General features: G+C 69.4%; 24 protein-coding genes and 1 pseudogene. 9 read left to right on the top strand and 16 right to left on the bottom strand.

The window, feature by feature from the left end; translation table 11 throughout:
• Nucleotides 1-16: 16 nt before the first annotated feature.
• From ACH4S9_RS14325 to ACH4S9_RS14305, 5 genes are read right to left on the bottom strand one after another with little or no spacing between them, the layout of a single operon-like run.
• Nucleotides 17-991 (bottom strand): phosphotransferase family protein, encoded by a 975-nt coding sequence (locus ACH4S9_RS14325; RefSeq protein ID WP_385346497.1) that lies wholly within the window; start codon nucleotides 989-991, stop codon nucleotides 17-19.
• Entirely contained in the window at nucleotides 988-2,190 is a 1,203-nt protein-coding gene (locus tag ACH4S9_RS14320; protein WP_398371977.1) for an acyl-CoA dehydrogenase family protein, read from the bottom strand. Before ACH4S9_RS14320 ends, ACH4S9_RS14325 begins: the two co-directional genes overlap by 4 nt.
• Nucleotides 2,191-2,221: 31 nt before the next feature.
• Complete coding sequence (locus ACH4S9_RS14315) at nucleotides 2,222-3,367, bottom strand: thiolase family protein (protein ID WP_398371975.1); 1,146 nt, start codon at nucleotides 3,365-3,367, stop codon at nucleotides 2,222-2,224.
• A complete protein-coding gene (locus ACH4S9_RS14310; RefSeq protein ID WP_043492845.1) occupies nucleotides 3,364-3,744 on the bottom strand; it encodes a Zn-ribbon domain-containing OB-fold protein in 381 nt (126 codons plus the stop codon). Before ACH4S9_RS14310 ends, ACH4S9_RS14315 begins: the two co-directional genes overlap by 4 nt.
• 5 nt (nucleotides 3,745-3,749) lie before the next feature.
• Nucleotides 3,750-4,538, bottom strand: coding sequence for an enoyl-CoA hydratase/isomerase family protein (locus ACH4S9_RS14305; protein ID WP_043488367.1), 789 nt, complete (start codon nucleotides 4,536-4,538; stop codon nucleotides 3,750-3,752).
• A 190-nt stretch (nucleotides 4,539-4,728) separates the two neighbouring features.
• Between ACH4S9_RS14305 and ACH4S9_RS14300 the strand changes: the two genes are divergently transcribed.
• On the top strand, nucleotides 4,729-5,592 hold the full coding sequence (locus ACH4S9_RS14300; RefSeq protein ID WP_398371972.1) for a 3-hydroxybutyryl-CoA dehydrogenase: 864 nt from the start codon (nucleotides 4,729-4,731) through the stop codon (nucleotides 5,590-5,592).
• 40 nt (nucleotides 5,593-5,632) lie between these two features.
• On the opposite strand, the gene ACH4S9_RS14295 is transcribed toward ACH4S9_RS14300, so the two are convergent.
• On the bottom strand, nucleotides 5,633-6,778 hold the full coding sequence (locus tag ACH4S9_RS14295) for an acyl-CoA dehydrogenase family protein (protein WP_398371970.1): 1,146 nt from the start codon (nucleotides 6,776-6,778) through the stop codon (nucleotides 5,633-5,635).
• A 183-nt stretch (nucleotides 6,779-6,961) separates the two neighbouring features.
• On the opposite strand from ACH4S9_RS14295, the gene ACH4S9_RS14290 reads away from it, so the two are divergent.
• Entirely contained in the window at nucleotides 6,962-8,002 is a 1,041-nt protein-coding gene (locus tag ACH4S9_RS14290; protein WP_385346485.1) for an NAD(P)-dependent alcohol dehydrogenase, read from the top strand.
• 57 nt (nucleotides 8,003-8,059) lie between these two features.
• Complete coding sequence (locus ACH4S9_RS14285) at nucleotides 8,060-8,809, top strand: SDR family oxidoreductase (RefSeq protein WP_398371968.1); 750 nt, start codon at nucleotides 8,060-8,062, stop codon at nucleotides 8,807-8,809.
• Here ACH4S9_RS14285 and ACH4S9_RS14280 read toward each other — a convergent pair.
• Both ACH4S9_RS14280 and ACH4S9_RS14275 read right to left on the bottom strand, forming a co-directional pair.
• Nucleotides 8,793-10,148, bottom strand: a complete 1,356-nt coding sequence (locus tag ACH4S9_RS14280) for an MFS transporter (RefSeq protein WP_398371966.1) — start codon at nucleotides 10,146-10,148, stop codon at nucleotides 8,793-8,795. The genes ACH4S9_RS14285 and ACH4S9_RS14280 overlap by 17 nt on opposite strands.
• 188 nt (nucleotides 10,149-10,336) lie before the next feature.
• The gene (locus ACH4S9_RS14275; protein ID WP_385346479.1) at nucleotides 10,337-11,005 is read right to left on the bottom strand and encodes a TetR/AcrR family transcriptional regulator; all 669 of its coding nucleotides are present in this window, start codon (nucleotides 11,003-11,005) and stop codon (nucleotides 10,337-10,339) included.
• A gap of 133 nt (nucleotides 11,006-11,138) precedes the next feature.
• Here ACH4S9_RS14275 and ACH4S9_RS14270 point away from each other — a divergent pair, with 133 nt between their 5' ends.
• From ACH4S9_RS14270 to ACH4S9_RS14250, 5 genes are all read left to right on the top strand, one after another.
• The gene (locus ACH4S9_RS14270) at nucleotides 11,139-12,341 is read left to right on the top strand and encodes an acyl-CoA dehydrogenase family protein (protein ID WP_385346477.1); all 1,203 of its coding nucleotides are present in this window, start codon (nucleotides 11,139-11,141) and stop codon (nucleotides 12,339-12,341) included.
• Nucleotides 12,338-13,366 (top strand): phosphotransferase family protein, encoded by a 1,029-nt coding sequence (locus ACH4S9_RS14265; RefSeq protein ID WP_398371963.1) that lies wholly within the window; start codon nucleotides 12,338-12,340, stop codon nucleotides 13,364-13,366. Before ACH4S9_RS14270 ends, ACH4S9_RS14265 begins: the two co-directional genes overlap by 4 nt.
• 29 nt (nucleotides 13,367-13,395) lie before the next feature.
• Nucleotides 13,396-14,154 (top strand): SDR family NAD(P)-dependent oxidoreductase, encoded by a 759-nt coding sequence (locus ACH4S9_RS14260; RefSeq protein ID WP_398371961.1) that lies wholly within the window; start codon nucleotides 13,396-13,398, stop codon nucleotides 14,152-14,154.
• Nucleotides 14,155-14,165: 11 nt separating this feature from the next.
• Nucleotides 14,166-14,753 (top strand): transposase, encoded by a 588-nt coding sequence (locus tag ACH4S9_RS14255; protein WP_385346471.1) that lies wholly within the window; start codon nucleotides 14,166-14,168, stop codon nucleotides 14,751-14,753.
• 299 nt (nucleotides 14,754-15,052) lie between these two features.
• Nucleotides 15,053-15,283: a hypothetical protein gene (locus ACH4S9_RS14250; protein ID WP_385346469.1), complete on the top strand. Its 231-nt coding sequence runs from the start codon at nucleotides 15,053-15,055 to the stop codon at nucleotides 15,281-15,283.
• Nucleotides 15,284-15,861: 578 nt separating this feature from the next.
• Here ACH4S9_RS14250 and ACH4S9_RS14245 read toward each other — a convergent pair.
• The 3 genes from ACH4S9_RS14245 to ACH4S9_RS14235 form a co-directional block, all read right to left on the bottom strand.
• Nucleotides 15,862-16,008, bottom strand: a complete 147-nt coding sequence (locus tag ACH4S9_RS14245; RefSeq protein WP_311729893.1) for a hypothetical protein — start codon at nucleotides 16,006-16,008, stop codon at nucleotides 15,862-15,864.
• 532 nt (nucleotides 16,009-16,540) lie between these two features.
• Entirely contained in the window at nucleotides 16,541-17,494 is a 954-nt protein-coding gene (locus ACH4S9_RS14240; protein WP_311729892.1) for a tyrosine-type recombinase/integrase, read from the bottom strand.
• A gap of 905 nt (nucleotides 17,495-18,399) precedes the next feature.
• A complete protein-coding gene (locus tag ACH4S9_RS14235) occupies nucleotides 18,400-19,122 on the bottom strand; it encodes an IS3 family transposase (protein WP_311729891.1) in 723 nt (240 codons plus the stop codon).
• A gap of 98 nt (nucleotides 19,123-19,220) precedes the next feature.
• Between ACH4S9_RS14235 and ACH4S9_RS14230 the strand changes: the two are divergent.
• Nucleotides 19,221-19,509: pseudogene (locus ACH4S9_RS14230) on the top strand (lamin tail domain-containing protein).
• Between the two features lie 271 nt (nucleotides 19,510-19,780).
• Here the strand turns inward: ACH4S9_RS14230 and ACH4S9_RS14225 are convergent.
• The 5 genes from ACH4S9_RS14225 to ACH4S9_RS14205 form a co-directional block, all read right to left on the bottom strand.
• Complete coding sequence (locus tag ACH4S9_RS14225) at nucleotides 19,781-20,386, bottom strand: hypothetical protein (RefSeq protein ID WP_311729890.1); 606 nt, start codon at nucleotides 20,384-20,386, stop codon at nucleotides 19,781-19,783.
• Nucleotides 20,364-20,975 (bottom strand): sigma-70 family RNA polymerase sigma factor, encoded by a 612-nt coding sequence (locus tag ACH4S9_RS14220; RefSeq protein WP_311729889.1) that lies wholly within the window; start codon nucleotides 20,973-20,975, stop codon nucleotides 20,364-20,366. Before ACH4S9_RS14220 ends, ACH4S9_RS14225 begins: the two co-directional genes overlap by 23 nt.
• A 167-nt stretch (nucleotides 20,976-21,142) precedes the next feature.
• On the bottom strand, nucleotides 21,143-21,889 hold the full coding sequence (locus ACH4S9_RS14215) for a hypothetical protein (protein WP_311729888.1): 747 nt from the start codon (nucleotides 21,887-21,889) through the stop codon (nucleotides 21,143-21,145).
• Nucleotides 21,890-21,908: 19 nt separating this feature from the next.
• Entirely contained in the window at nucleotides 21,909-22,565 is a 657-nt protein-coding gene (locus tag ACH4S9_RS14210; RefSeq protein WP_311729887.1) for a hypothetical protein, read from the bottom strand.
• A gap of 362 nt (nucleotides 22,566-22,927) precedes the next feature.
• Nucleotides 22,928-23,062, bottom strand: a complete 135-nt coding sequence (locus tag ACH4S9_RS14205) for a hypothetical protein (protein ID WP_398371954.1) — start codon at nucleotides 23,060-23,062, stop codon at nucleotides 22,928-22,930.
• Nucleotides 23,063-23,543 lie beyond the last annotated feature (481 nt).

Genomic DNA, 23,543 nt, shown 5'->3' with positions numbered 1-23,543 from the left:
GTTCGGTGGGGCCGGATCAGCCGAGGATGTCGCGTGCCGTGCGGATCATGGCGGCGATGGTGGGCGGCAGGCGCTCCTGGTCCGGGTCGTGGTGCTTGCCCTCGCGGTGCCGGCGCAGGTTGTGGCCCATGATCGCGGCCATCTTCATGCGGCCGAGCGCCCGGAACCAGTCCATCGCGGGCGGCGCGGGCCGGTCGTCACGGTAGGCGTCCAGCAGTTCGGCCTCGCCGGGCAGGCCGGGCACGGCGTGCCCCAGCTCGGGGAAGTTGTGGTGGTCGGCGAAGAGCAGGAACCAGCCGAGGTCGATACGCGGGTCGCCGACGCTCCAGATCTCCCAGTCGATGACGGCCACCGCGCGCTCGCCCGCACACAGCACGTTGCCGAGGCGGAAGTCCCCGTGCAGCAGCGCCGGCGGGAGGCCGCGGGGCACGTCGTCGGCGAGGCGTGCCAGCAGCTCCTGGCCACCGGGGCGCAGTTCGGCGGGGACGGCGTGCAGGGTACGGCTCCAGCGCTCCAGCTCGCCGACGGGGTCGAGCGGTTCGGGCGCGGCGAGCCCGGGCGTGTCGGCATCGGTGTCGTGCAGCCGCCGCAGGACGGATGCGATCTCCAGCATCCGCGCCCGAGCCGTCGCGGCGGGCAGCTCGTTCTCGTCGAGTACCGGCTCGACGGCCTCCCCGGCGACGAAGTCCATGGCGAACCAGGCGGGTGGCCTCTCATCGACGGCCACGACGCCCGGAACCGGCACCGCGGACCCGGCCAGCGCTCGCAGCACCCGTGCCTGGCGCAGTACGTCATTGCGTCCTACGGGCCGTTGCCCCGGGGGCACCGCCTTGACGACATACCGGGCACCCCCCGCCGCCACCGAGTACGTCAGCCCCGAGTGGCCGCCCGGCAACACCGTCAACTCGCCGATCAACGCACCCGGGTGGCGGCGCGCGAGCCGGTCGCGGACCCGGGCGGCCGGCTCCGGTGCCTGGGTGGCCGTGTTCATCGGACGGGCTCCTTGGGCAGGCCGAGTACGCGTTCGGCGAGGATGTTGCGCTGGATCTCGTCGGTGCCGCCCGCGATGCTGTAGCCGGGGGCGCCGAGCAGGTGCTCCGTCCAGGCGTAGCTGCCCCATGCCCCCGTGTCCGCCACGAGGCTCGGGCCCAGCAGCTCGGACACCAGGTCGCTGGTGCGGCGCATGGTCTCGGTGGCGTACAGCTTGCCGACCGAGGCTTCCGCGCCGGGCTGGCGCCCGGCGACGAGGGCCGCGGTCACCCGCAGTCCGATGAGCCGCTGGACGAGGGTGCGGATGTGAAGGTCAGCGGCCCGCTGCTGTTCGCTGCCGGTGAGGAGGCGCGGCAGGTGCCCGGCCAGTTCCAGCGCCCGGTCGGCGTTGTCCAGGCCGAGGCCGCCGGAGTCGAGCCGCTCGGCGGCCAGCACGCTGAGCGTCACCCGCCAGCCCTCGCCGACCGGCCCGAGCCGGTCGGTGTCGGGCACCGTCACGCCGTCGAGGTAGACCTCGTTGAAGCTGGTGCCGCCGGTCATCTGCCGGATGGGCCGTACGGTGACGCCCGGCGCGTCCATGCGGACCAGGAAGACGGTGATGCCGGCGTGTTTGCGTACCTCCGGATCGGTGCGGCACACCGCCACGCCCCAGGTCGCGACGCGGGCTCCGGAGGTCCACACCTTGTGCCCGGTCAGCACCCAGTCGTCACCCTCGCGCACCGCTCTGGTTCGCACCGCGGCGAGGTCGGAGCCGGCTTCGGTCTCCGAGAACAGCTGACAGGCCAGCTCGTCGGTACGCAGCATGGGCCGCAGCCAGCGCCGCTTCTGCTCCTCGGTGCCCCAGATGCCGACCGCGGGGGCGACGAGCGCTTGCGTCACAGGGAAGATCTCGGTGCGGTGCGGCACGTCGAAGGCCGCCTCTTCGGCGCGGTAGAGCTGCTCGTAGTACGCGGGCAGACCCCGCCCTCCGTATGTCTCCTCCCAGTCGAGCGCGGACCACCCCTGGTCGTAGCGGGTGCGTTCCCACTCCTGGACACGGGCGGTGTGCTCGCGCTCCTGCTCCTCGGTCCAGTTCTCGAACACGGCGACGGAGTCGGAGCCGCTGCCCCACTCCCCGTCAGCGGCGCGGGGTCTGGCGACGCCGGCGAGCCACTGCCGGGCTTGGGCGCGGAACTCCTCAGGTCCCGGGATGCCGCTCATCTCTTCTTCCACCTTCGATCGGCGGGACGTTTCAGCGGGAGAGCACCGTGCAGGCGCTCACGCCGGGGGCGCCGTACACATGGGTGAAGCCGACCCGGGGTTCGCCGGGGACCTGGCGTTCGCCCGCCCGTCCGCGCAGTTGCTGGACGACTTCGTAGACCTGGCGCAGTCCCGAGGCGCCGATGGGTTCGCCGTTGGCGATGCAGCCGCCGTCGGTGTTGACGGGCAGCGTCCCACCGATTCCGGTGCCGCCGGAGGCGACCAGCCGCTCCTGCTCGCCGTCCTGGCAGAACCCGCACTCGGCCATGTGCATGACCTCGGCGCCGCTCTCGGTGTCCTGCAACTGGCAGACGTCGACGTCACCGGGGCCGATCCCCGCCTCTTCGAAGGCGGCGGCCGCGGCATCCCGGCTGACACTGGTGGGCTCGCCCCAGGGAATCCAGGGACTGAACACTTCGAAGGAGCCGAAGCGCCGGGTGCGAACGGCCGCCGAGCGCAGGGTGACCGGCGGGCCGTCCATGGTGCGGGCGGCCTCGGGCGAGCAGAGCACCAGCGCGGCAGCACCCGCTCCCGGGGAGCAGAACATGTACCGGGTCAGCGGATCGCTGACCATGCCGGAGTCGAGGATCTCCTCGGCGGACAGCGGTGTGCGGCGCCACGCCTCGGGGGTCAGGCCGCCGTTGCGGTACGCCTTCTCGGCGACCAGGGCGAGGGTCCGCGACGTGATCCCGTGGTCGTGCATATAGCGCTGGATCTTCATGCCGAAGAACTGGGTGGTCACCATCAGCCCGTCACTGCCGTACTCCGGTCCCAGGCCCCAGTCCTCCGGCCTCGGGTCGAAGGCGCCGCGCGGGTGCTTGTCGAAACCGACGGCCAGGACGACGTCCGCCATGCCGGAGCGGATCGCGTTCACGGCACAGACCAGCGCGCTGCCGCCGGTTGCACAGCCGTTCTTGACGTTGACGAACGGCAGTCCGGTCAGGCCGAGTTGGGCCACCAGGGTGTCGGCGAGGCCCGCGCTGTCGCTGCCGCCGAACGCGGCCCGCACCCGCGACCACTCGATCCCGGCGTCCGCCAGCGCCGCGTTCACCGCGCCGACGGCCAGCTGCCGGCCGGTCGCCTCGGACCGGCCGAACGGGGTTCGCCCGGCGCCGCAGATCAGGACGTCGCTGCTCATGAACCCTCCTCGCCCGGGGTCGTGGGCCTGGCCCTCGGGACACCGGCACCCGCGGTCACGGTGAGGGGCATGCCGATGCGGAGGTCTTCGAAGTCGTCGACGTCGAGGACGGCGGCCACCCGCACGCCCTCGGCCAGCTCGACGTAGCCGAGCGCGAACGGCACGAAGCCTCCGGCCGGGGCCCGGTAGGGCGGCGACTTGGGGGCGTACCGCTGCACCGTCCAGGTCCACAGCGTGCCCGTGCCCTGGAGGGCCGCCGGCCGGGCGGGCCCCCCGCAGCGCGGGCACGCGTCGTCCGCGGGGTAGACCGCCACCGAGCAGCCGGAGCAGCGTGAGCCCTGGAGCCCGGCGGCCGGACTCCGCGGATCCGTGGCCATCCGGATCAGCGCCCCTGCCACTTGGGTTCGCGCTTCTCCAGGAACGCCGACACGCCTTCGTTCGCGTCCTCGGAGTTGAGCGCCACGCCCACGGCGAGGTGCTCCATCACCATCAGCGACTGGGTGTCGGCATCCAGGCTGCGGTCGATCGTCATCTTCGTGAGCCACATCGTGAAGGGGCTCTTGTCAGCAAGGTCGCCGATGAAGTCCTCGACCGTCTCGTCCAGCTTGTCGGCCGGGGCCGACTTGTTGATGAGCCCGAACTCGGCGGCCTCGACGCCGGAGAGGAGCTTGCCGGTCAGCATCAGCTCCTTGGTCTTGCGTATGCCGATCATGCGCGGCACCCGGTAGATCGGGCCGGCCCCGCCGAACAGCGCGCGGCGGATGTGGAAGTCCCCGATCTTGGCGTCGTCCGCGGAGATGGCGAAGTCGCAGGAGATCATGATCTCGAAGCCGCCGGCGGTGACGTGGCCCTCCAGGACCGCGACCGAGGGGGTCTTCATCGAGTACAGGCGGTCACACACCTTCGCGGACTTCACCGCGACGTCGATCGCGTTCGACTTGCCGACGTAGTCGGCCTTCAGGCTGTCGAGGTCGAAGCCCGAGCAGAAGGTGCCGCCGCGGCCGCGGACCACCAGGACCCGCAGCCCGGGGTCCTCGTCCACCTCGGTGATGATCTCGTCGAGCCGGTCCAGGATCGGCACGGTGACGCAGTTCTTCTTCCATGGGCGGTTGAGCCACACCCGGGCGACGTGGCCGTCACGCTCGAACTGGATCTCGTCTTCCACTGTCATCTCTCACCCCTGAAACTGAACTGAATTCACTACAACATTGGAACCGCGAAGGGACGCCTGTCAACCCCTTCACCAAGTCGGGCTCACGGATTCAGACTCGCTCTTGATGAGGCCACCTACTTCAGTTCAATATGACGGAGCGCCTCGCGCCGCCACCCCCTGCCGTCCAGATCGCTGAGGAAGGACCTCCATGCCCCGCATTTCCCGTCTCGGTGTCGTCGGCTGCGGCCTCATGGGCTCCGGCATCGCCGAGGTCGCCGCCCTGCGCGGTCTCGATGTGACCGTCGCCGAATCGACCCCGGAGCTGGCCGCCGCCGGCCGCGCACGCATCACCGCCTCCCTCCACCGCGGCCTGCGGCGCGGCAAGCTCACCGAGTCCGACCGGGATCAGGCCCTGGCCCGGCTCTCCTTCACCCACGACCTGGGCGAACTGGCCGACCGGCAGTTCGTCGTCGAGGCCGTCGCCGAGAACCGGGAGGTGAAGCTGGAGGTCTTCCGCCGACTGGACAAGGTGGTCACCGACCCGGAGGCCGTCCTCGCCACCAACACGTCCTCGATACCCGTCGTCGACCTCGCCGTGGCCACCGGCCGGGCCTCCCATGTCGTGGGGCTGCACTTCTTCAACCCCGTACCGGTGCAGCAGCTGGTCGAGGTGGTCCCCGCCCTCACCACCGGCGCCGAAACCCTGGCCCGCACCCGCGAGTTCGCCGCCGAACGGCTGGGCAGGACGGTCATCCAGGCGCCCGACCGATCCGGCTTCGTGGTCAACGCGCTGCTGGTGCCGTACCTGCTCTCCGCGATCCGCATGGTCGAGTCCGGAATGGCGCGCGCGGACGACATCGACAGCGGCATGGAACTCGGCTGCGCCCACCCGATGGGTCCGCTGCGGCTGCTCGACCTGATCGGCCTGGACACGGCCCAGGCCGTCGCCGAGTCGATGTACGAGGAATTCAAGGAGCCGCTGTACGCCGCTCCCCCGCTGCTGCGGCGCATGGTCGCCGCGGGACATCTGGGCCGCAAGAGCGGCCGGGGGTTCTACGTGTACGACGGATGACCCCCTCCGCACCGACGGTCCGGCGGGCGGCCGCCGCCGTTCAGACGGCAGCCCGGGTGGCGAGACCGATGAGTCCGGCGAGGCGGACCCGGTGCCGGTCCGCCGTGCCGAACAGCACTTCGCCGACGCGTGCGCGACGCAGGTACAGATGGGCCGGGTGCTCCCAGGTGAAGCCGATACCGCCGTGCAGTTGGACGTACTCGGCCGTCGCCAGCCGGAAGGTCTCGGAGCAGACCACGGCGGCGGCGCAGGCGGCCACCGGCAGCTGGGGCGAGGCGACCGCGGCGCAGGCAGTCGCGTACGCGGACGCCGAGCGCGCCGCTTCCAGCGCGACCAGCACGTCGGCCAGCCGGTGCTTGACGGCCTGGAAGGAGCCGATGGGGCGCCCGAACTGGTGGCGCTGTGCGGCGAATTCGACCGTGGCGTCCAGCGCGTGCCCGCTGCCGCCGACCTGTTCGGCCGCCAGTGCGGCCCGCCCGGCGTCCAGAGTCGCCGAGACCGTGTCCTCCGCCCCCTCCGCCGTGCCCACGGCGGTGGCCGGGGCGCCTCGGAACTCCACCAGCGCCTGGCGCCGTGTCTCGTCCAGGACACGGCGCGGAGTCCGCCGACAGGCGCCGGAGGTGGGTTCGCAGGCGAACAGCCGAGGTCCGGCGGGTGTTCCGGCCCGCACCACGATGAGATCCGCGCCGGCGCCGTCGAGCACGAAATCCGCCCGCCCACGCAGCACCCAGCCCTTGCCTTCCTGTTCCGCGGCGACACCGGGCTCGTCGGCTCCGAACCCGGCCACGGTCGCGGTGAGCGTGCCGTCCGCGATCCGGGGCAGATAGCGCTCGCATGCCGTACGGTCAGCGCTGTACAGCAGGGCGTGTGCGGCCAGGACCACCGTGGGCAGCAGCGGCGCGCAGTACAGGGCGCGCCCGGATTCCTCCAGGGCCACGGCCAGTTCGGCGAAGGTGAAACCCGACCCGCCGTACTCCTCCGGAACGGCCAGCCCATGGACCCCGATCTCGCCCGCGAGCCGCGCCCAGAGCGCTTCGTCGTATCCGCGCGCGGTGGCCAGATGCTTGCGTACGTCCTCGGCGCCGCTCGCCTCGGTGAAGAGGTCCCGCAGGACGGTACGCAGTTGCCGCTGTTCGTCCGATTCGGACAGCAGCTGAGGGTCGATCTCGGGGTGGCGACGGTGCATGGGGTCTCCATCGTGCTCGTACGACGGGGCGGCATCTGAGAATTGAGCATCTGAGAATTGAACTCAATTCATGACCGTAGACACCGAGCTCCGCGCGGGCAAGGTCTCCGCATGGATCCCTGAACCAACTTCACCTCTGTTACCGTGACGGCCGCGGGACCGACGAGACCTGGGACGGTGAAGATGAGGGCACTGAGGCTGACGGCGTGGGGCGAGCCCCCGGCACCGGCCGAAGTCGAGCGGCCCATGCCCCGTGGCACCGAGGTACTGGTGCAGGTGGAAGCCGCCGGGCTGTGCCGTTCCGACCTGCACGTCATCGACGGGGCCCCTGGGGCGCTCCCCTACCGTCTGCCGTTCACCCTCGGCCACGAGGTCGCCGGGCGGGCCGCGGCCCTGGGTCCCGACGCCGACGGGGTGGCGGTCGGTGAACGCGTGGTGCTCTACGGACCGTGGGGCTGCGGCGCCTGCGACCGTTGCGCCACGGGCCGGGACAACTACTGCGACCGGCGTGACACCCTCACATGGCATGGGGCCGGACTCGGCCGGGACGGCGGAATGGCCGAGTACCTCCTCGTCCCGTCCGCCCGCCATCTGGTGCCGATCGGCGACCTGCCGGCCGATCAGGCGGCCCCGCTCTCCGATGCGGGTCTGACGTCCTACCACGCCGTGGCCGGGCTCCGGCACGCACTCCGTGAGGGCACCTCCACTGTCGTCATCGGTGTCGGCGGGCTCGGTCACCTGGCTGTCCAGATCCTCCGCGCGACCACCACGAGCCGCGTACTGGCGGTCGATGTCCGGGAGGATGCCCTGGCTCTCGCGGACCGCTCCGGCGCGGACTTCGGCACTCTGATGCGGCCGGACACCGCCCGCGTGCTGAGGGCACGGACCGGTGACGCGGGAGCCGACGCCGTGCTCGACTTCGTCGGCACCGCAAAGACCCTGGAACTCGCGACCGGCGTCCTGCGCCCCGGCGGTGAACTCGCCTTCGTCGGAAGCGGAGGCGGCTGCCTGACGGTCTCCAAACCGGGCGTTCTCCCGCCCGGCTTCCGGCTCTCGCTGCCCTTCTGGGGAACCCGCCCCGAGCTCGCCGAGGTCGTCACGCTGGCACGCTCGGGAGCCCTCCACGTCGAATCGGAACGGTTCCCGCTGTCCGCGGCACCGGAAGCGATCGGCAGGCTTCGGCGGGGCCAGGTGCGGGGCCGGACCGTGCTCGTCCCCGACTGACCATACGCACAGACGGCTTGGCGACGTTGACTCATGGACACGGAAGGGAAACCCGCGATGCGCTTCGACAACAAGGTCGCGATCGTCACCGGCGGGGCCCGGGGCATGGGCGCCTCGCATGTACGCGGCCTGGCCGCCGAAGGCGCCCGGGTCGCCGTCTGCGATCTGCTGGACGACGAGGGAGAGGCCCTGGCCGATGAGCTCCCCCACACGCGGTACTGCCACCTCGACGTCACCGACGAAGCGCAGTGGCAATCCGTCGTCCGCACAGTCGAGGACACCTTCGGCCCCGTGGACGTCCTGGTGAACAACGCCGGGATCATTCACTTCGGCGGCGTGGTGGAGCAGTCGCCCGAGCACTTCCGCCGGATCCTCGACGTCAACCTGGTGGGTGCCTTCCTCGGCATGCACACCGTCCTCCCCGGCATGCGCGACCGCGGCCACGGGGCGGTCGTCAACGTCTCCTCGGCCGCCGGGCTCGTGGGTTTCGCCGGCGGCATCGGCTATGTGGCGAGCAAGTGGGGGGTGCGAGGGATGACCAAGGCCGCCGCACTGGACCTGGCGGGCACCGGGGTGCGCATCAACTCCGTACACCCGGGCGTCATCCGTACGCCCATGGGTGAGAACGCCTCACCCGGACTCTTCGCCCATCAGCCGGTGCCCCGCATCGGGGAGCCCGAGGAGGTCACCCGCATGGTGCTCTTTCTCGCCAGTGATGACGCCTCTTACACCACGGGCGGAGAGTTCCTCGTCGACGGCGGCCAGACCATCGGCCACGGCGGCCACTCCCCTACGACAGGGGGTTAGCGCGATGCGGTGACCGGCGGTCACCGCGGTCAGCGCCCTGCACATCCGTGCGGACGGTGAACAGGACACCGATCCCGATCAGGCAGACCGCCATGACGAAGAACGCCGGGGAGAGCAGGTTCCCGGTCCGCTCGACCAGGAAGGCCGCGATATACGGAGCCGTACCGCCCGCGAGCACGGTGCCGATGTTGTACCCGATCGCCATGCCGGTGTAGCGGACCCGGCGTTCGAACAGATGCGGCCACAGACTGGCCGCCGGGACCTGTACGAACGCGCTGCTCAGCATCAGGAGCAGATAGGCCAGGCCGGCCAGGGCCAGGCTGTGTTGGCCCATGAGCATCATCGCGGGGTAGGCGGTCACCAGGAAACCCAGCAGCCCGCCCATCAGGACACGACGGCACCCGAACCGGGCGGCGAGCCAGCCGGCCGGCACCATGAGCAGCACGGTGACGAGCACGACACCGGCGCTCAGCCAGAACACCAGCGTGGGGTCGTAACCCAGGTTGGTGGACAGGTAGATGCCGATGTACGTCAGCCCCAGGAAGATGGCGCCGCCCTGCGCCATGGCCAGGCCGATGGACTGGAGCAGCGCGACGCGGTGGGTGGACAGGACCTCCCGGATCGGAGCCGCCGGGATGTCGGCACGCCGTGCGGCCTCCTCGAATTCCGGGGTGTCCTCGATCCGCAGCCGGGCCCACAGACAGACCAGGGTGAGTGGCACGGCCATCAGGAACGGCAGCCGCCACCCCCAGTCGGCCATCTGTTCCTTGGTGGTGAGGGCGGAGATCGCCCCGGCCGTGGCGGCCGCGAACATGAACCCGAGGTTGGACCCGATGGGCGTGACGGCACCGAGGAAGGCCCTGCGCCGGGGCGGCGCCGACTCGTAGATGTAGGTGTAGGCGCCGACCGACTCGCCCCCCGAGGAGACGCCCTGCACCAGCCGGGTGAGGAACAGGAGCACCGCGGCGACCACGCCGATCTGGCTGTAGGTCGGCAGCAGTCCCGTGATGCTGCTGGCCACTCCCATGCACAGCACGGAGGAGACCAGCGCTTTGCGACGCCCCCATCGGTCGCCGATCCACCCGAAGAAGACACCGCCGACCGGTCGTACCACGAGGCCGGTGGCGAACACGGCAAGCGCCGCCAGCGTCGAGGCCGCCGGATCGTCGCTGGGGAAGAACTGCGGAGCGATCGCCACGGCGAGATAGCCGTAGACGCTGAAGTCGTAGTACTCGATCAGGGTGCCGATGCTTCCGGCGAGCATCGCGCGGCGCACTGTACGCGGAGCGTACGGCGCCGACTCCGCCCCCGGCGGGGCGGGCTGCTGTGTGGTGCTCACGATCCGGCCCTCCTTCCGACGGCACGGTCCTGTAACCCTGCCGACGCCCGGGACGGTACAGAACTGAACTCAGTACAGCTAGCCTTTGAGCAAGGGTTTCCTCGGGGCACGCGACAGATAGCCGGTGGGATAACGTGCGCGCGGCCGAAAGCGGGGCCTACCTCTTGAGGATTTGAATTGGATTCGGTTTACTCACACAGGGGTTCTGGCGAGCCGCCGCGCGGTCGCGCGCCCACGACGCGGAGCGCGATGTCGCCGTACTGGTAGGCGAGTTGATCGACGGTGAACTCGCCACCCTCGTGAAACCAGCTGGCGACGCCGATCCCCATGTCGAGGATCGAGTATGAGGCGATCCTGGCCGACTGCACACGGAAGGCACCCTCGGCGGCACCCCGCTCGATGAGTTCACGGAAGCGGCGCTCGTAGTCGCTGCGGCGGTCGAGGACCCGGCCCTGGGCGGGCTGTTCCAGGCTGCCGATCTCGCGGTTGCCGACGAACGCCTCCAGACGGTGGCGGGCGTGGTAGCGGATATGCGCCTCCACGGAGCGGCGAAGCTGCTCCCGCACGTCGTCCGTGCCGGCAACGGCCGCGATGTTGTCGGCGATGAGCTGCTCCATCGTGCCGATCATGATCTCGGCCAGCAACTCATGCTTGGAGGCCACGTGTTTGTAGAGACTCGGGCCGCGGATGCCGATGGCGGCTCCGATATCGGTCATGGTGGTGGACCGGTAGCCCTGCGCGGCGAACAGCCGCAGCGCGGCCTGCCGGATGGCCGAACGGCGATCGGCCGCGGGCGTGGCCTCCGGCCGCGCCGGCCGATGCGGCCGCTCGTACGCCCCGCCTTGGGCTGAGCTCATACGGACTCCTGAAGCTATCGCCGGTTAGCCTGTTCCGCCTTGCCAAGCTGTTCACTATAGCCCGCTCCCTTGACACGCCCGCCCTTCTGCCCGTGAGATGGCTAATGCCCAGTAGCCAAGCTCGGGAGTGAAGGTGTCCATCGGGTTCGAGATCGACGAGAGGGTCGCGGAGATCGCGCGGCGCACCAGCGAGTTCGTACGGGATGTGGTGATACCCGAGGAGCAGGCGTGCGACGGCGATGTCCATGCCGGACCCGAGCCGCTGCGCCGCCGCCTTCAGGCCGCGGCCCGCGAGGCGGGGGTGTTCGCGCCACATGTCGGCGCCGAGTGGGGCGGACTCGGGCTGGACCTGTGCGGACAGGCAGTGGTGTTCGAAGCGGCCGGGTACTCGCTTCTGGGACCTCTCGCACTCAACTGCGCGGCGCCCGACGAGGGCAATGCCCATCTGCTCGCGGCAGTGGCCACGGAGCAGCAGAAGGAGCGGTACCTGCGCCCGCTGGCTGCCGGTGAGGTGCGCTCGTGCTTCGCGATGACCGAGCCGGCGCCGGGCGCCGGCTCCGACCCGCGTGCGCTCACCACGACCGCGACGAAGACCGACGACGGCTGGCGGATCGACGGCCGCAAGTGGTTCATCAGCGGCGCCGACGGGGCGGCCTTCGCCATCTGCATGGCCCGCACCCGCGGCGGCCCCGGCGACTCGGGCGGCGCGACGATGTTCCTCGTCGACGCCGACAACCCCGGCATGAAGATCGTCCGGAATATCGACACTCTGGACCAGGGGCTCTTCGGCGGGCACAGCGAGATCGTCTTCGAGGGCTGCGAGGTCGAGGACACCGCCGTGCTGGGCGAGGTGGACCAGGGATTCGCGTATGCCCAGGTACGCCTGGGGCCCGCGCGCATGACCCACTGCATGCGCTGGCTCGGAGTGGCTCGACGAGCGCAGGACATCGCCCTGGAGCGCGCGGCGGACCGTTCGGCCTTCGGCAAGCCGCTGGCCGAACTGGGCATGGTGCAGCAGCTGTTGGCCGACTCCGAGATCGACATCGAGACCAGCCGGGCAGTGCTGTGGCGGGCCTGCTGGGAACTGGACCAGGGCCGCCCGGCCGCCCAGCACACCTCGATCGCCAAGACCTATGTCTCCGAGGCGGTGAACCGGGTGGTCGACCGGGCCGTGCAGATCTGCGGTGCGCTCGGCATCTCAGGGGACACCCCGCTGTCGCGGCTGTACCGGGAGGTGCGTCCGTTCCGTATCTACGACGGTCCCTCGGAGACCCACCGCTGGGCCATCGCCAAGCGCGCGGTGCGGGCAGCGCGGGAGCGGAGGGCCATTCGGTGACCACCGCCGAGACGCCGGCGGCCGGAGTCGACGTGGCCGCGCTGCGGCGCTATTTCGAACGCCACGTACCCGAGTGCGCGCATCCGTTGAAGGTGACGCCCCTGCACGGCGGTCGCTCCAATCTCACCTACGAGGTGACCGACGGGACACGCCGGTGGGTGCTGCGCCGACCGCCGTTGGGGGTGCTGACACCGACCGCGCACGACATGGACCGCGAACACCGCGTCGTCGCCGCGCTCGGCGGCACCGGGGTGCCGGTCGCCCGGGCCGTGCTGTCGTGCACGGACCCGGAGGTGATCGGGGCCCCGTTCTGCGTCGTCGGCTTCGTGGAGGGCACGGTGCTGCGCGACGGCGACAAGGCAGCCGCACTGCCGCCCGACGACGCACGGCGCGCCGCCGACGCGCTGGTGGACGCCCTGGTCACGCTGCACTCCGTGGACGCCGCCGCCGTCGGGCTCGGCGAGTTCGGCCGCCCCGACGGCTATCTGGAACGCCAGGTGCGGCGATGGCGCGGGCAGTGGGACAACGTCGCCACGCGGCCCCTGCCCGACCTCGACGAACTGCACGGCAGACTGGCCCGCGCCCTGCCCGAGAGCGGCGCCCCGGCCATCGTGCACGGCGACTACCGCCTGGACAACACCATCCTGGCGCCCGGCGACTTCGGGCGGATCGCCGCGGTCGTCGACTGGGAAATGGCCACGCTCGGCGATCCTCTGGCCGACCTCGGGATGCTGCTCATGTACTGGGATCGGACCTGCGAACCGGTCCTCGGGGCGCGCCACGTCCCGACGGCCAACCCCGGATTTCCCTCGGGCCCCGAGCTGGCCGAGCGATACGCCGAGAAGTCCGGCCGGGACATCGGCCTCCTGCCTTACTACCAGGCGATGGCCTGTTTCAAGCTCGCCGTCATCGCGGAGGGCATCCACGCCCGCTACCGCGCGGGACAGACGGTCGGAACCGGATTCGAGCGGGTCGGCTCCGCGGTGCCCGCGCTGCTGGGCTCGGGGTTGGAGTTGCTGCCATGACCACTGACACACCGAACGCAGGGAAGCCTGTGCGAGACCGACTGTCCGGACAGATCGCCCTGGTCACCGGAGCGACCGGCGGCATTGGCGCCGCCGTCTCGCGCCGGCTGGCCGCCGAGGGTGCCACGGTCGTGGTGACCGACGTGGACGCCGGGCGCTGCGACCGACTGGCGGCAGAGCTGACGGCCGGTGGAGCGCGGGCACTGGGCCTCGCGCTGGACGTGAGTGACGAGGAGGCGTGGCGCGGCGCGGTCGAGCGCGTGGTCTCCGCCTGGGGTGGCCTGTCGGCGCTCGTCAACAACGCGGGTATCGCCGAGATGCGCACGGTGGAGACGGAGACCCAGGAGTCGTGGGACAAGGTCATCGCGGTGACCCAAGGCGGTGTCTGGCTCGGCATGAAGCACGGTGGACCCGCGATCGAACGCTCCGGTGGCGGCTCGATCGTCAACATCGCGTCGATATTCGGCACGGTCGGCGGCTTCGGAAGCCAGTTCTCCTACCACGCGGCGAAGGGCGCGGTCCGGCTGATGACGAAGAACGCCGCCCTGCACTGGGCCACGCGCGGCGTCCGGGTCAACTCGATCCACCCCGGTTTCATCGAGACACCCCTCTCCCGCGAGCTGTGGCGGGGCACGCCCCGCCACACCGCGATGGTCGAGGGCACCCCCATGAGGCGGCTCGGCAGGCCGGAAGAGGTCGCGGGCGCGGTCGCGTTCCTCGCCTCCCAGGACGCGAGCTTCGTCACAGGCTCCGAGTTGTACGTGGACGGCGGCTGGACGGCACGCTGACCGAATAATCGGTGCTGCCGCGCACCGCGGCGAGGCCGACGAAGATCATGGACGACACACCTGCGAGTGCGAAGGCGGTGAAGCCCCAGCCGACGACGGTGGCGCGGTTCTCCGAGGACCGTGCTGCGTTCCCGCGCGGCTGCCTGGCCATGCGGATCAGGGACGAGTTCGGGACGGTGTTTGAAAGCGAGCGGTTCGTGGCGGCGTTCGCGCATCGGGGTGGTCCGTCCGTGTCTCCGGGGATGCCGGCGCTGGTCAGCGTGGGGCAGTATGCAGAGCGGCTGACCGACCGGCAGGCCGCTGATGCGGTGCGCGGCCGGATCGACTGGAAATACGCCCTCGGCCTCCAACTCGCCGACTCCGGGTTCGATTTCTCGGTGCTCAGCGAGTTCCGTGACCGGCTGATCGCCCACGGTCTGGAACAGCAGATCCTGAACGCCATCCTCGCGCAGTGCAGCAAGCGGGGCCTGCTGCGGGCAGGCGGGCGCGCCCGCACCCACTCCACCCTGAAGGGTGTCAATATTCCAATCAGGCTGCTGAGCTGGTCGTTTCCTGTGGATGGTGAGGCAGCCGGGGTGGAATGGTGTGGTACTCGTTGAGCAGTCCGCCAAGTACCTGGCGGCGCCTGACCGTGGCAGCGGGCAGGGGGATGACGTTCGGGTCGTCGTCGGGTGCTCGTAGGCCGAGGTTGCGGTGGGATCGTCCGGCGTTGTAGTGCTCGGCGTAGGTGGTGAGGACCGTGCGCAGGTGTCGTTCGCCGGTGATGAGGAGCCGGTCGGTGCACTCGGTACGGGCTGTGCGTATCCTGTGCCGTTCGGAAACTCATCGCTGCTGCTCGGAGGTGGTCTGGCGCGCCATCACGGTCTGCTGGAACCCTGGCCGGGCGATCGTTTCTCTGGTGTACCAGGTGGCTCGGAAACTGCTCGCGGTCCCGGCGTTGCTGCTGCGGCGGGACGCATCCAAGGAAGCGAAACTGTGGGTACGGCGGCACGAGAACGCGGTGCTGCGCAGGCAACTGTCGGGACCGGTGCAGTACGAGCCAGCAGATCGACTGTGGTTCGCGGCAGCTGTCCTCGCTGATTCCCCGGCGCCGGTGGGCGCCCGGCACAGCCCCAAGGCCACCGCATAAGACCTCCGACGCCGGCGTGCAGGCGGGTGTGGACGTGACTCTTCCCTCGTACGTCGTCAGGAGCGGGACAGGTGACGGCTGCTGCACGCCACGATCCAGCGGTGATCTCGATGCCGTCGGTACCGGCAGGCGGATGCTCATGAGGACAACACCGGGCCGTAGTTCGACGGCTGTGCAGAGCGTCTCGGGGCTGGCCTTCGCCTCTCCGGCCGCGATCAGGGCCGGGTGGGATTCACGAGCGCACGTGGCCGAGCCGCTGTAGTGCCTGGTGGTCGGCGATGAGTACAGCGGCCATGGTGGGCTCCATGTGCGGGAAGTAGGAGAGGTGGCGAAGGCGATGGGTCGGAGGGGAGACCCAGCCGCGGTCTCCTGTGGCGCCAGGGAGTCCGCGGCCGGGTCGTTCACCGCACCGGCCCCGTCCCCACGGGCGGTGCGGACTGGGCACGCACACCGCTGAGCGCGCACTCGGAGTCAGGCACTACTCATGATCTCTGCGTGTTGTCGCCGGACGATCAGAAAGAACCGCGGTTCAGAGCCCATGCAGCCTCCCGACATCACGCCCGGAATCTCAGTAACGGTCAGGAGCTGAGGCGCTCGCCGGTGATGGTCAGGGTCCAGAAGCGGCCGGTGCGGTCGGCCAGCGGCCCGAAGATCAGCCGCAGGCGCAGCGCGGCGGCCTCCCCGGCGTCGGTGACGACGCCGACCACGGCTGCGGAAGCGCCCAAGGACCAACCTCTACTCGGTGCCCACCTGTCCACCGCCACCAGCTCGTCGAGATCCGCGCCTCGGCAGCCACCGTCACCCTGCAGGCCACCATCCCACGCCCGGACAGCAACCCCCTGGCTGGCTGTCCACCCGCGGGCGGTCGGCTGCGGCCGCCCGGGTCGTCGACGAGCGCCACTGGGACGACCTGCCCGACAGTCACACCCACCGGACCACCACAGATGATCCGGTCGTCGCCATCTCCGAGACACTTACTCACTTCGCCTTCGGCGACGAGCTTCAGCGGAACGCTTCGCGAGCCGCAGCATGTAAGCCATTCGGGCGTGCATAGCCATCTGACGACGGGTCTCGAGCGGAAGGACACTTTCAGGATCTACCTGGCGTTCGAATCGTTCAAGAAAGGCCGCCGTTCCCGGCGCAGTGCGAGCGGCTCGGTCGCTGGTGTTCGCCCAAGATGCATGAGCCGCCGCCCTCGCCCGGTAACTCCGCTGCTGAGCGGTCAGCCCCGGCTTGCGCACTCTGCCTCGAGAGCGCTCAGACATGGTCGCCGATTCCCATCCTGAGGTGGGTCTCCTGGGCTCGTTCCGCTGCTGCGCTGGCACCGTAGCGGCGGGGCATATCGTCGGAGGTCCATCCCAGAAGCAGCATCAGGTCTCCGCTGTCGCCGCCAGCACGTTTCCACCCATGGGCGAAGGTGTGTCGCCAGCGGTGGGCATGGACACCGGTCAATCCGGCAGCCTGTCCACGTCGCCTGATCATGATCTTGATGCCATTGGATGCCAGTGGCCGACCACCGCGGTCGGCCAGCCACAGTTCCGGCAGCGTCGCTCCATTGTGCCTGGCACGAGCCCGCAGGTAGCGGCTGATCGCCCGAGCAGTCCGGTGGCCGAAGCGCACGCGACGGTCTTTGCTGCCCTTCCCGTGATAGCGGACAGAGTCGGTGTTCTGATCGATGTCTTCTACCTGGAGGTAGGCGACCTCGGACAGGCGTGCGCCGGTATTGCAGAGCAGCCGGATGATCGCCTCGTCACGCAGCTGCAGGAAGGAGTTCCCCTTGCAGGTATCCAATATCCTGGATGTGTCGTCGTCTTGAATGATCGGGATGAGCTTCTGGGCGGTCCTGGGTTGTTTGACATGTTCCATCGGCGAACGGCTAATCTCCTCCTCGTCGAATGCCAGCCACTTGAAGAACTGTTGCAGAGCCTTGTGCTTGTTCAACGCAGTCGACGCTGACCGGCTCCTGATCATCCAGGCCTGGAATGCCTCGATGTGCGATTTCGTGATTTCGGCCGGGTCCTGCGCTGCCTCTTCTCCGCCCGGCCCGATGTCACCCAGGTATCGGGCCAGCTGGGCCGCAGCCAATAGGTAGTTGTAGCGAGTGGTCTCCGGATAGTTCCCCGCGCGCAGTGAGCGGTCCCAGTCGCGCAGGAACCCGTCCCAGGTCTTGGCCAGCCCTGCGGTGATCTTGTCCAGGTCCAGAATCGGCATCCGCGCTCCTCGGTCGCTGTGTCCCCCGCACACCAAAAGACCGAGATTCCGCGCCTTTTTGGACACAGTGCCGCCAGATCCGTCGTCTTCACACGTCGGTCTCCTCCGCACCGCCGCCGTCCGCACCGGTGGACCGACAGCCCTCAGCAATCTCTTTCTGCCGGTGTGACGCCCGGAACGCCCGGAGGCACGACGAGAGCGAGACGGGCAGTCGGTATATCGCGTCGGCAGTAACCGCGCCACCCATAGTCCCAAGGCGTCAGCAGCCCAAGCCCAGCTCGCAGGCAGTAACTGGCAGCAGCGGCACTGAACCGGTCCGGCCCATCCAGCAACTGCCGACGCAAGGCATCGCGGCAAGCAGCATCAGGAGGCGGCTGCCGCCGAATGTAGTCAGCTATATCCGGGTCCTCCTCCCAAGCCTCAGGAACGTCCAGTCGCCGGAGGAACTCCTGTACGCGCGCTGGCCAGTCCGGCCGAAGCCACCACCTCCTGACGCGTCCAACGGCATGACAGGCCAGAAGCACCAGCACAGACCGCGGGCCGTATGCGGACTCTAAAACAGCCCACCGGCGGCAGTTCACGAAGACGTGCCGTTCGAACTCCTTCCACTTCTCGGAGCCGGGCGCCAAGTCGCGCAGAACGCGGCCATCCGGAAGAACGCGCTGCGGATCGGCCAACACTTGATACAGCGACGCGAAGATCGAGTTCGCAGCTTCGCTCGGCGCTTGAGCATTCTCCGGGCGATGTTTCCCCCATGCTTCAGCACTCAGACGATCACGCACAGCGCGAGTAGCAGCAGCATTCAGGCGCATCATCTCGCACTGCGGGATGCCGTCCCGGGCCGCATGCCAGTCCTCCACCGGACTCTCCCCGCTGAGCTTCCCCCGCTGTGTGGGAGGTGCTGACTAGCTGGTCAGGGCGGGTTTACGGGGTCTCAGGTTCACTGGTTCGGCCGCTGCCTGGTTGGCGTAGTGCTTCTCCTCGAACTCGATGGGGCTGAGGTAGCCGAGTCGTTTCTGGATGCGGCGGGGGTTGTAGAACCCGTCGATGTACTCGAAGAGCGCGAGGTTCGCCTCGGCCCGGGTGGCGAACACCCGGCCGCGGACGCACTCGGTCTTGATCAGCATCCACAGGTTCTCGGCCAGCGCGTTGTCGTAGGAGTCGCCCACCGATCCCATGGATGCCTTAATTCCTGCCCGCACCAGGCGTGTTGTGAGCTTGATGGACGTGTACTGACAGCCGTGGTCCGCATGGTGAATGAGCGTGCCGGGCTCGACCTCACGGGACGCGAGCGCGTACTCCAGCGTGGTCAGGACCAGGTCGGCGTCCGCGCGGGCGGAGGTCTCCCAGGCGACCACCCGGCGGGAGAACGCGTCCCTGATCGCCGAGAGCCACAGCGGTCCTTCCAGCGTGGAGACCATGGTCAGGTCGGTGACCCACAGCCGGTCCGGCTCGCTCGCGGTGAAGTCGCGCCGCACCAGGTCCGGGGCAAGGTCAGCGTCCGGGTCACGGCGGGTGAAGCCCTTGCCGGTGCGGCGGGGGCTGATGCCGGCGAGGCCGGCTTCCCGCATCAGTGCGCGGCCGGTGGAGACGATCGAGGCCGTCCGCGCGCTGCCGGTGCGGGACAATTGACGCGGTGGGGAGAAGTGTGAGCGAGGAGCTTCAGCAGACGGCCGAGGCCCGCGCGGCGTCCGTAGCCGCGCTTGTCCAGGAGCAGGCCGCTGGCTTGCTGCGCATCTACAAGATCTACTACGACTCGCCCGGCTCGGACACCCGCTCCAACACAAGCTTGAACGCCGAGTACGTGCAGGTGAAGAACAGCACCTCGCGCGGCGTCAGCCTCAAGGGCTGGACCGTCTCGGACGCCAGCAACCACCGCTACACCTCGGACCGGCCGCGGAGCCGACACCACCTCCACGAAGTACCAGAATCGCCGCGCCTATGTGTGGAACAACGTCTCCGACACCGCCACCCTGCGAAGGGCGAGCGGCACCAAGGTCGACCCCTGCTCGTAAAGCAGCAGCCGGTACGACTACAAAATGTGCTGACACCGAAAGCGACGCGGTGCCCCCACCCGCAGGCCGGGCACCGCGCGGTCACTTGCGTCACAGATTGTGCCGCGTGTCGCCCGCCGTGGTGTCGAGACATCCGGCCGACGCAGCCGGCACCCCTGAGTGATTGAGCGCATCTCTGTCCTGGCTCACCAATTGCCGCCGCCCGCACCGTCGCTACGGGCTAAAGGCCTTCACCGGTATCGCCGCAGCCTCTATCTCTGTCCTGCGTCCCTCAGCGGAATTCTGGGGGGCAGGTGGTGTGGGCGGCTTCTGGCAGGGTGCGGGTGATCCGCTCGCGCATCGCGCGTACCTCCTTGCCTTGATAGACGTCAGCGATCTGGCCTTCCCGCCGAGGGACGAACAGGAGGAGGTGTTCGCCGACGGCGTATGCCTCGGCTGGGTCCGCGACGGTGGGATCGGCAAGGTCGAACTGTGTCGTGGTGGGTCCCTTGCCGGGCTTGAACCACCGGTCCACGGACATGGTCACCCGTACGCGATCGTGACCGGCTGGGCGAACTGAGGTGAGGTCCCCCTCCACGATATTGGTCGCGCAGGCCAGGGCCTCCGGGAAGGTCTGTCCCCGGCCTGTGGTGTCGGGTTCGGTCCCGGAGTCGCCGCCGACGGTTACGGCAACCGTCGTGGCGATGGCGGCGGCGCAGGCGGTCGCTGCCACGGCGAGCACCGCCCGGATGCGCCGCCGTCGTCGCGGCGGGTGAGCCGGAGTGGCCGTACGGGGCGGCGTGGGGGCCGTGACGGGATCGGGGCGCCCGGCTTCTTCACCAATCAGTGTGAGCGCCCGCCGCAGCCGGGTCTCCTCAGTTTCGGTCGGTTCGGTCATCGTGGATCACCTCCGTTTCGTGGAGCCGGGTGCGCAGTGCGGCCACGGCCGTGTGCAGGCGGCTCTTGACAGTCCCTTCGGGGATGCCGAGCAGTTGTGCGATGTCGCGCACCGGCAGGTCGATGTAGTAGCGCAGTGTCAGTACTTGGCGCTGGTGGCGGGGCAGGGTGCCGAGTCCGTCCGCTACCGCGAGGGCCAGGGTGCGGTCCTCTTGGGTGTGTTCGGCGGCGGGCTGCCGCACCCAGCGGGCAGCGAGGCGGGCACGAAGCCCGTCGTCGCGGGCACCGGCCCGGTGCCAGTCGACAGCGACGCGGGCGGCGACGACGCTGCTCCACGCGGATGCGTCGCGGATGACGGCACGGCTGCGATCGGCGTGTTGTTCCAGCAGCTTGAGCCGCACCTCTTGCACGCCGTCGTCGAGGTCGCCCCACGGCACGCCGCCCAGTGTCAGGATCGCGCGCACACGTGCCACGTCTATGTCGGTCCCATCGAGCGTCTGCGAGCCGGGCGTGTGCCCGTCTGGCTCGTGGGCGTGGGCGGTGTCCGCGTGCCGCCGGGTGCGGCGTGCCGTGCGGCGGCGTTGGGTCATGGGCCGTCCCTCCTTGTCCCTGTTGTGGCGGGCGTCTTGTCCCTCCTACGACGGAGGAGCACGTGGGAACGTTCAGCCGTGAGGAGGGGTGCTTCCGGTCAGTGGTCTGTCCTGCGCCGGGGCGCGGGACAGACCACTGACCGAGCTACCGCATCGGGATCGTCAAATCAGTCGCAGTTGAGGCGCGGCCGTGTAGGGCCGAAGGCTTCCGGCTCGCGTGGCTGAGCCGCTTCCAGTGCTTGGATCAGTGCCTCCTCGCCGCGGCCGGCCAGCTGGTCCTCCAGCCCGGCGTCATCCCCGGCCTCCCGTGTGCTGCGTGCCTGTGCGGCCGTGCGGGGACGTCCTTCCAACTCGCCCTGGCCGATGACACCTCCGTCGAATGGCAGCTCTGAGCCCTCGCCGAGCCCACGCCACTGAGCGGGTTCCGCGGCGTCACCGGGGGAACATGCGGCCTCTTCCCAGGTGATCGCCATGACATAGCGGTGCCCCAGCTCGACCCGGGGCTGGTCGACCAGCGCCATCTTCGTACGTTTCTCGGTGTCTCCGTCCAGGAACTGCCAACCCATGGCGCTGTACTCCCAGACATCCGGCGCCGGGCGACGAGCGTCGGACCGGGACCACAGCACCTTGTCGACCGACAGGGTGACCGTGCGACCGACTGTCCCCTCTCCGCGCTCCACTTCCTGCGCAGCAGGGGCGATCTCTCTCTCGCCGGTGGCCGAGACGACCACGACGTGGTCGGCGTATGTCACCCAGTCGGAGGCCGTCTGGTTCGGCAGGTGATCAGCGCCCTGCCCAAGGACGATGTCCCCGGCGTTTCCCGAGGCCTGGCTGTGGCCGCAGGCCGTCAGGCCTACGCCCAGAGCTACAGCCATGGCCATACCGAGGAGCGTACGGCGGGTGCTGCGTCGCATGCGGCCACTCCCGGGCGTCTCAGTACGCGCCATTGATGTTCTCCCGATTATTGGCGCCCAGCCCGGTGCCGTACGAGACAGGCGTCTGCAAGCAGCCGAGACGGGAGTCGGTTTGGTTGAGCTTCGGGTCGGCCTGCTGACCATGAGTCAGCCCGACGGCGTGTCCCGTCTCGTGGCATGACAGACCCGGGGTGTAGTAACCGTTGCCGCGGATGCGGATGTACTGCTGATCGCAGCGGCGGGCGTCGACAGCGTCATTGCACCAGGTGACACCATCGGAACTGGAGCCGATGTTGGTGGATCCCTCCTGGTAGATGATGTCGGTCTCGGCATCTCCGCTAAACGTCGGCGACGAGTCATAGTGGCGCGCCAGGTCGGTCGGTGCGTAATCGTCCCGGAGCATGTCAGAGACGATCGTCCGGTCCGGGGACTCCAGTTCGTAGGTGCCGCCGCTGTCCATGTAGTAGTAGACCTCGCGGTTGTCTGTCTGGCAGGAGAGAATCCCATCACCGCCGTCAGGATCGTCTCTGCAGGGGCGCGATGCGTTGTACGTCGGATACATGTTGTCGGTGACAGCCGCCCACGCCACCTCGGTGACGACGAACAGGAAGGCCGCCGCCAGCGCGGCCAGCCCTCCAGCCCGTATGCGCACCAACCGTCTTAAGGGCACAGTCATCTCCTTCTCCGCTTCCTGGCGTGCGCGGTGCCGACTGCTGCCGGGAGGGCCAGGGAGCCGCCGTGCCCCGGACGCGTTCCGCGCCGGACCACGCCACTGTCCCCTGCCGCTCGCCCCGCGTCTCAGCCCCCGGTGGGCCGTGCCGGGGTGAAGGGTATGGAGAACACAAGCTTCTACCGAATATGTATTCGACGTAATTGGCTTATTCGTGTGACACTATGGCAAATTCGATTCAGTAAGTACTTATCGGACGTGATCGTCACTACGGCACTCTGCAGTGAACCTGTATCACCGGGCACCGCAGTCCAAAGACTTCCCGGATGAGTTGGGGCCGTACTCGGACGCCCAGTCAAATCCGCTGCTCAGGCCAGCCTGCGGCGGTACCCCGGCGAGGCGGCCTCACGCGCGCGCACCGAAGCGTCGACGCCGTCCGCACCCGCCGCCCGCGGCGCGGCCACGGTGCCGACGGGGGCAGGCGTGGCCGGGCCGGGCGGCAAGAATCGGATCGTGCGGACCACGTCCTGGCCCACCGCCTTGTTGGCGGCCGCAACCAGCGTGCACCGCGCTCAGCCGGGCCTGGACCCCGCAGGCGGAGGAGTCCGGGCGCAGGTCCAGCTGCCCGCTTGCCGCGTCGAACGCGAACGCGGCAACGTGCACGGCTAACTCCGGAGCGATGGTCGGCCACTTCTGGAGCACCGTGCCGCCCGCTGCCGGAATGTCCCAGACGCGGGCGGCGACCAGGCCACCGCCCAGACGCCCGCGGATCGACAGAAGGCATCAAGAAGATCTCCTCGCACAGCACCGTGTGGAAGGATCACTCATCCGCCAGGCCTTCCTCGCCTGCACCGTCGACCTGGCGGTAAGCCTGAGCGATCGAACGGTCGACCCCGCCAGATGATGTCTCGACCGCCAGATGATCGGTCCTCGTCGAACGCACCGCCGCCACCAGCATCCGGGACCTGGCCGCCCCGACGTGCA

The sequence above is a fragment of the Streptomyces sp. NPDC021225 genome (assembly GCF_044332865.1).
In the GTDB taxonomy this organism is placed as follows: Bacteria; Actinomycetota; Actinomycetes; order Streptomycetales; family Streptomycetaceae; genus Streptomyces.
This window is presented reverse-complemented; position numbering and strand designations above follow the sequence as displayed.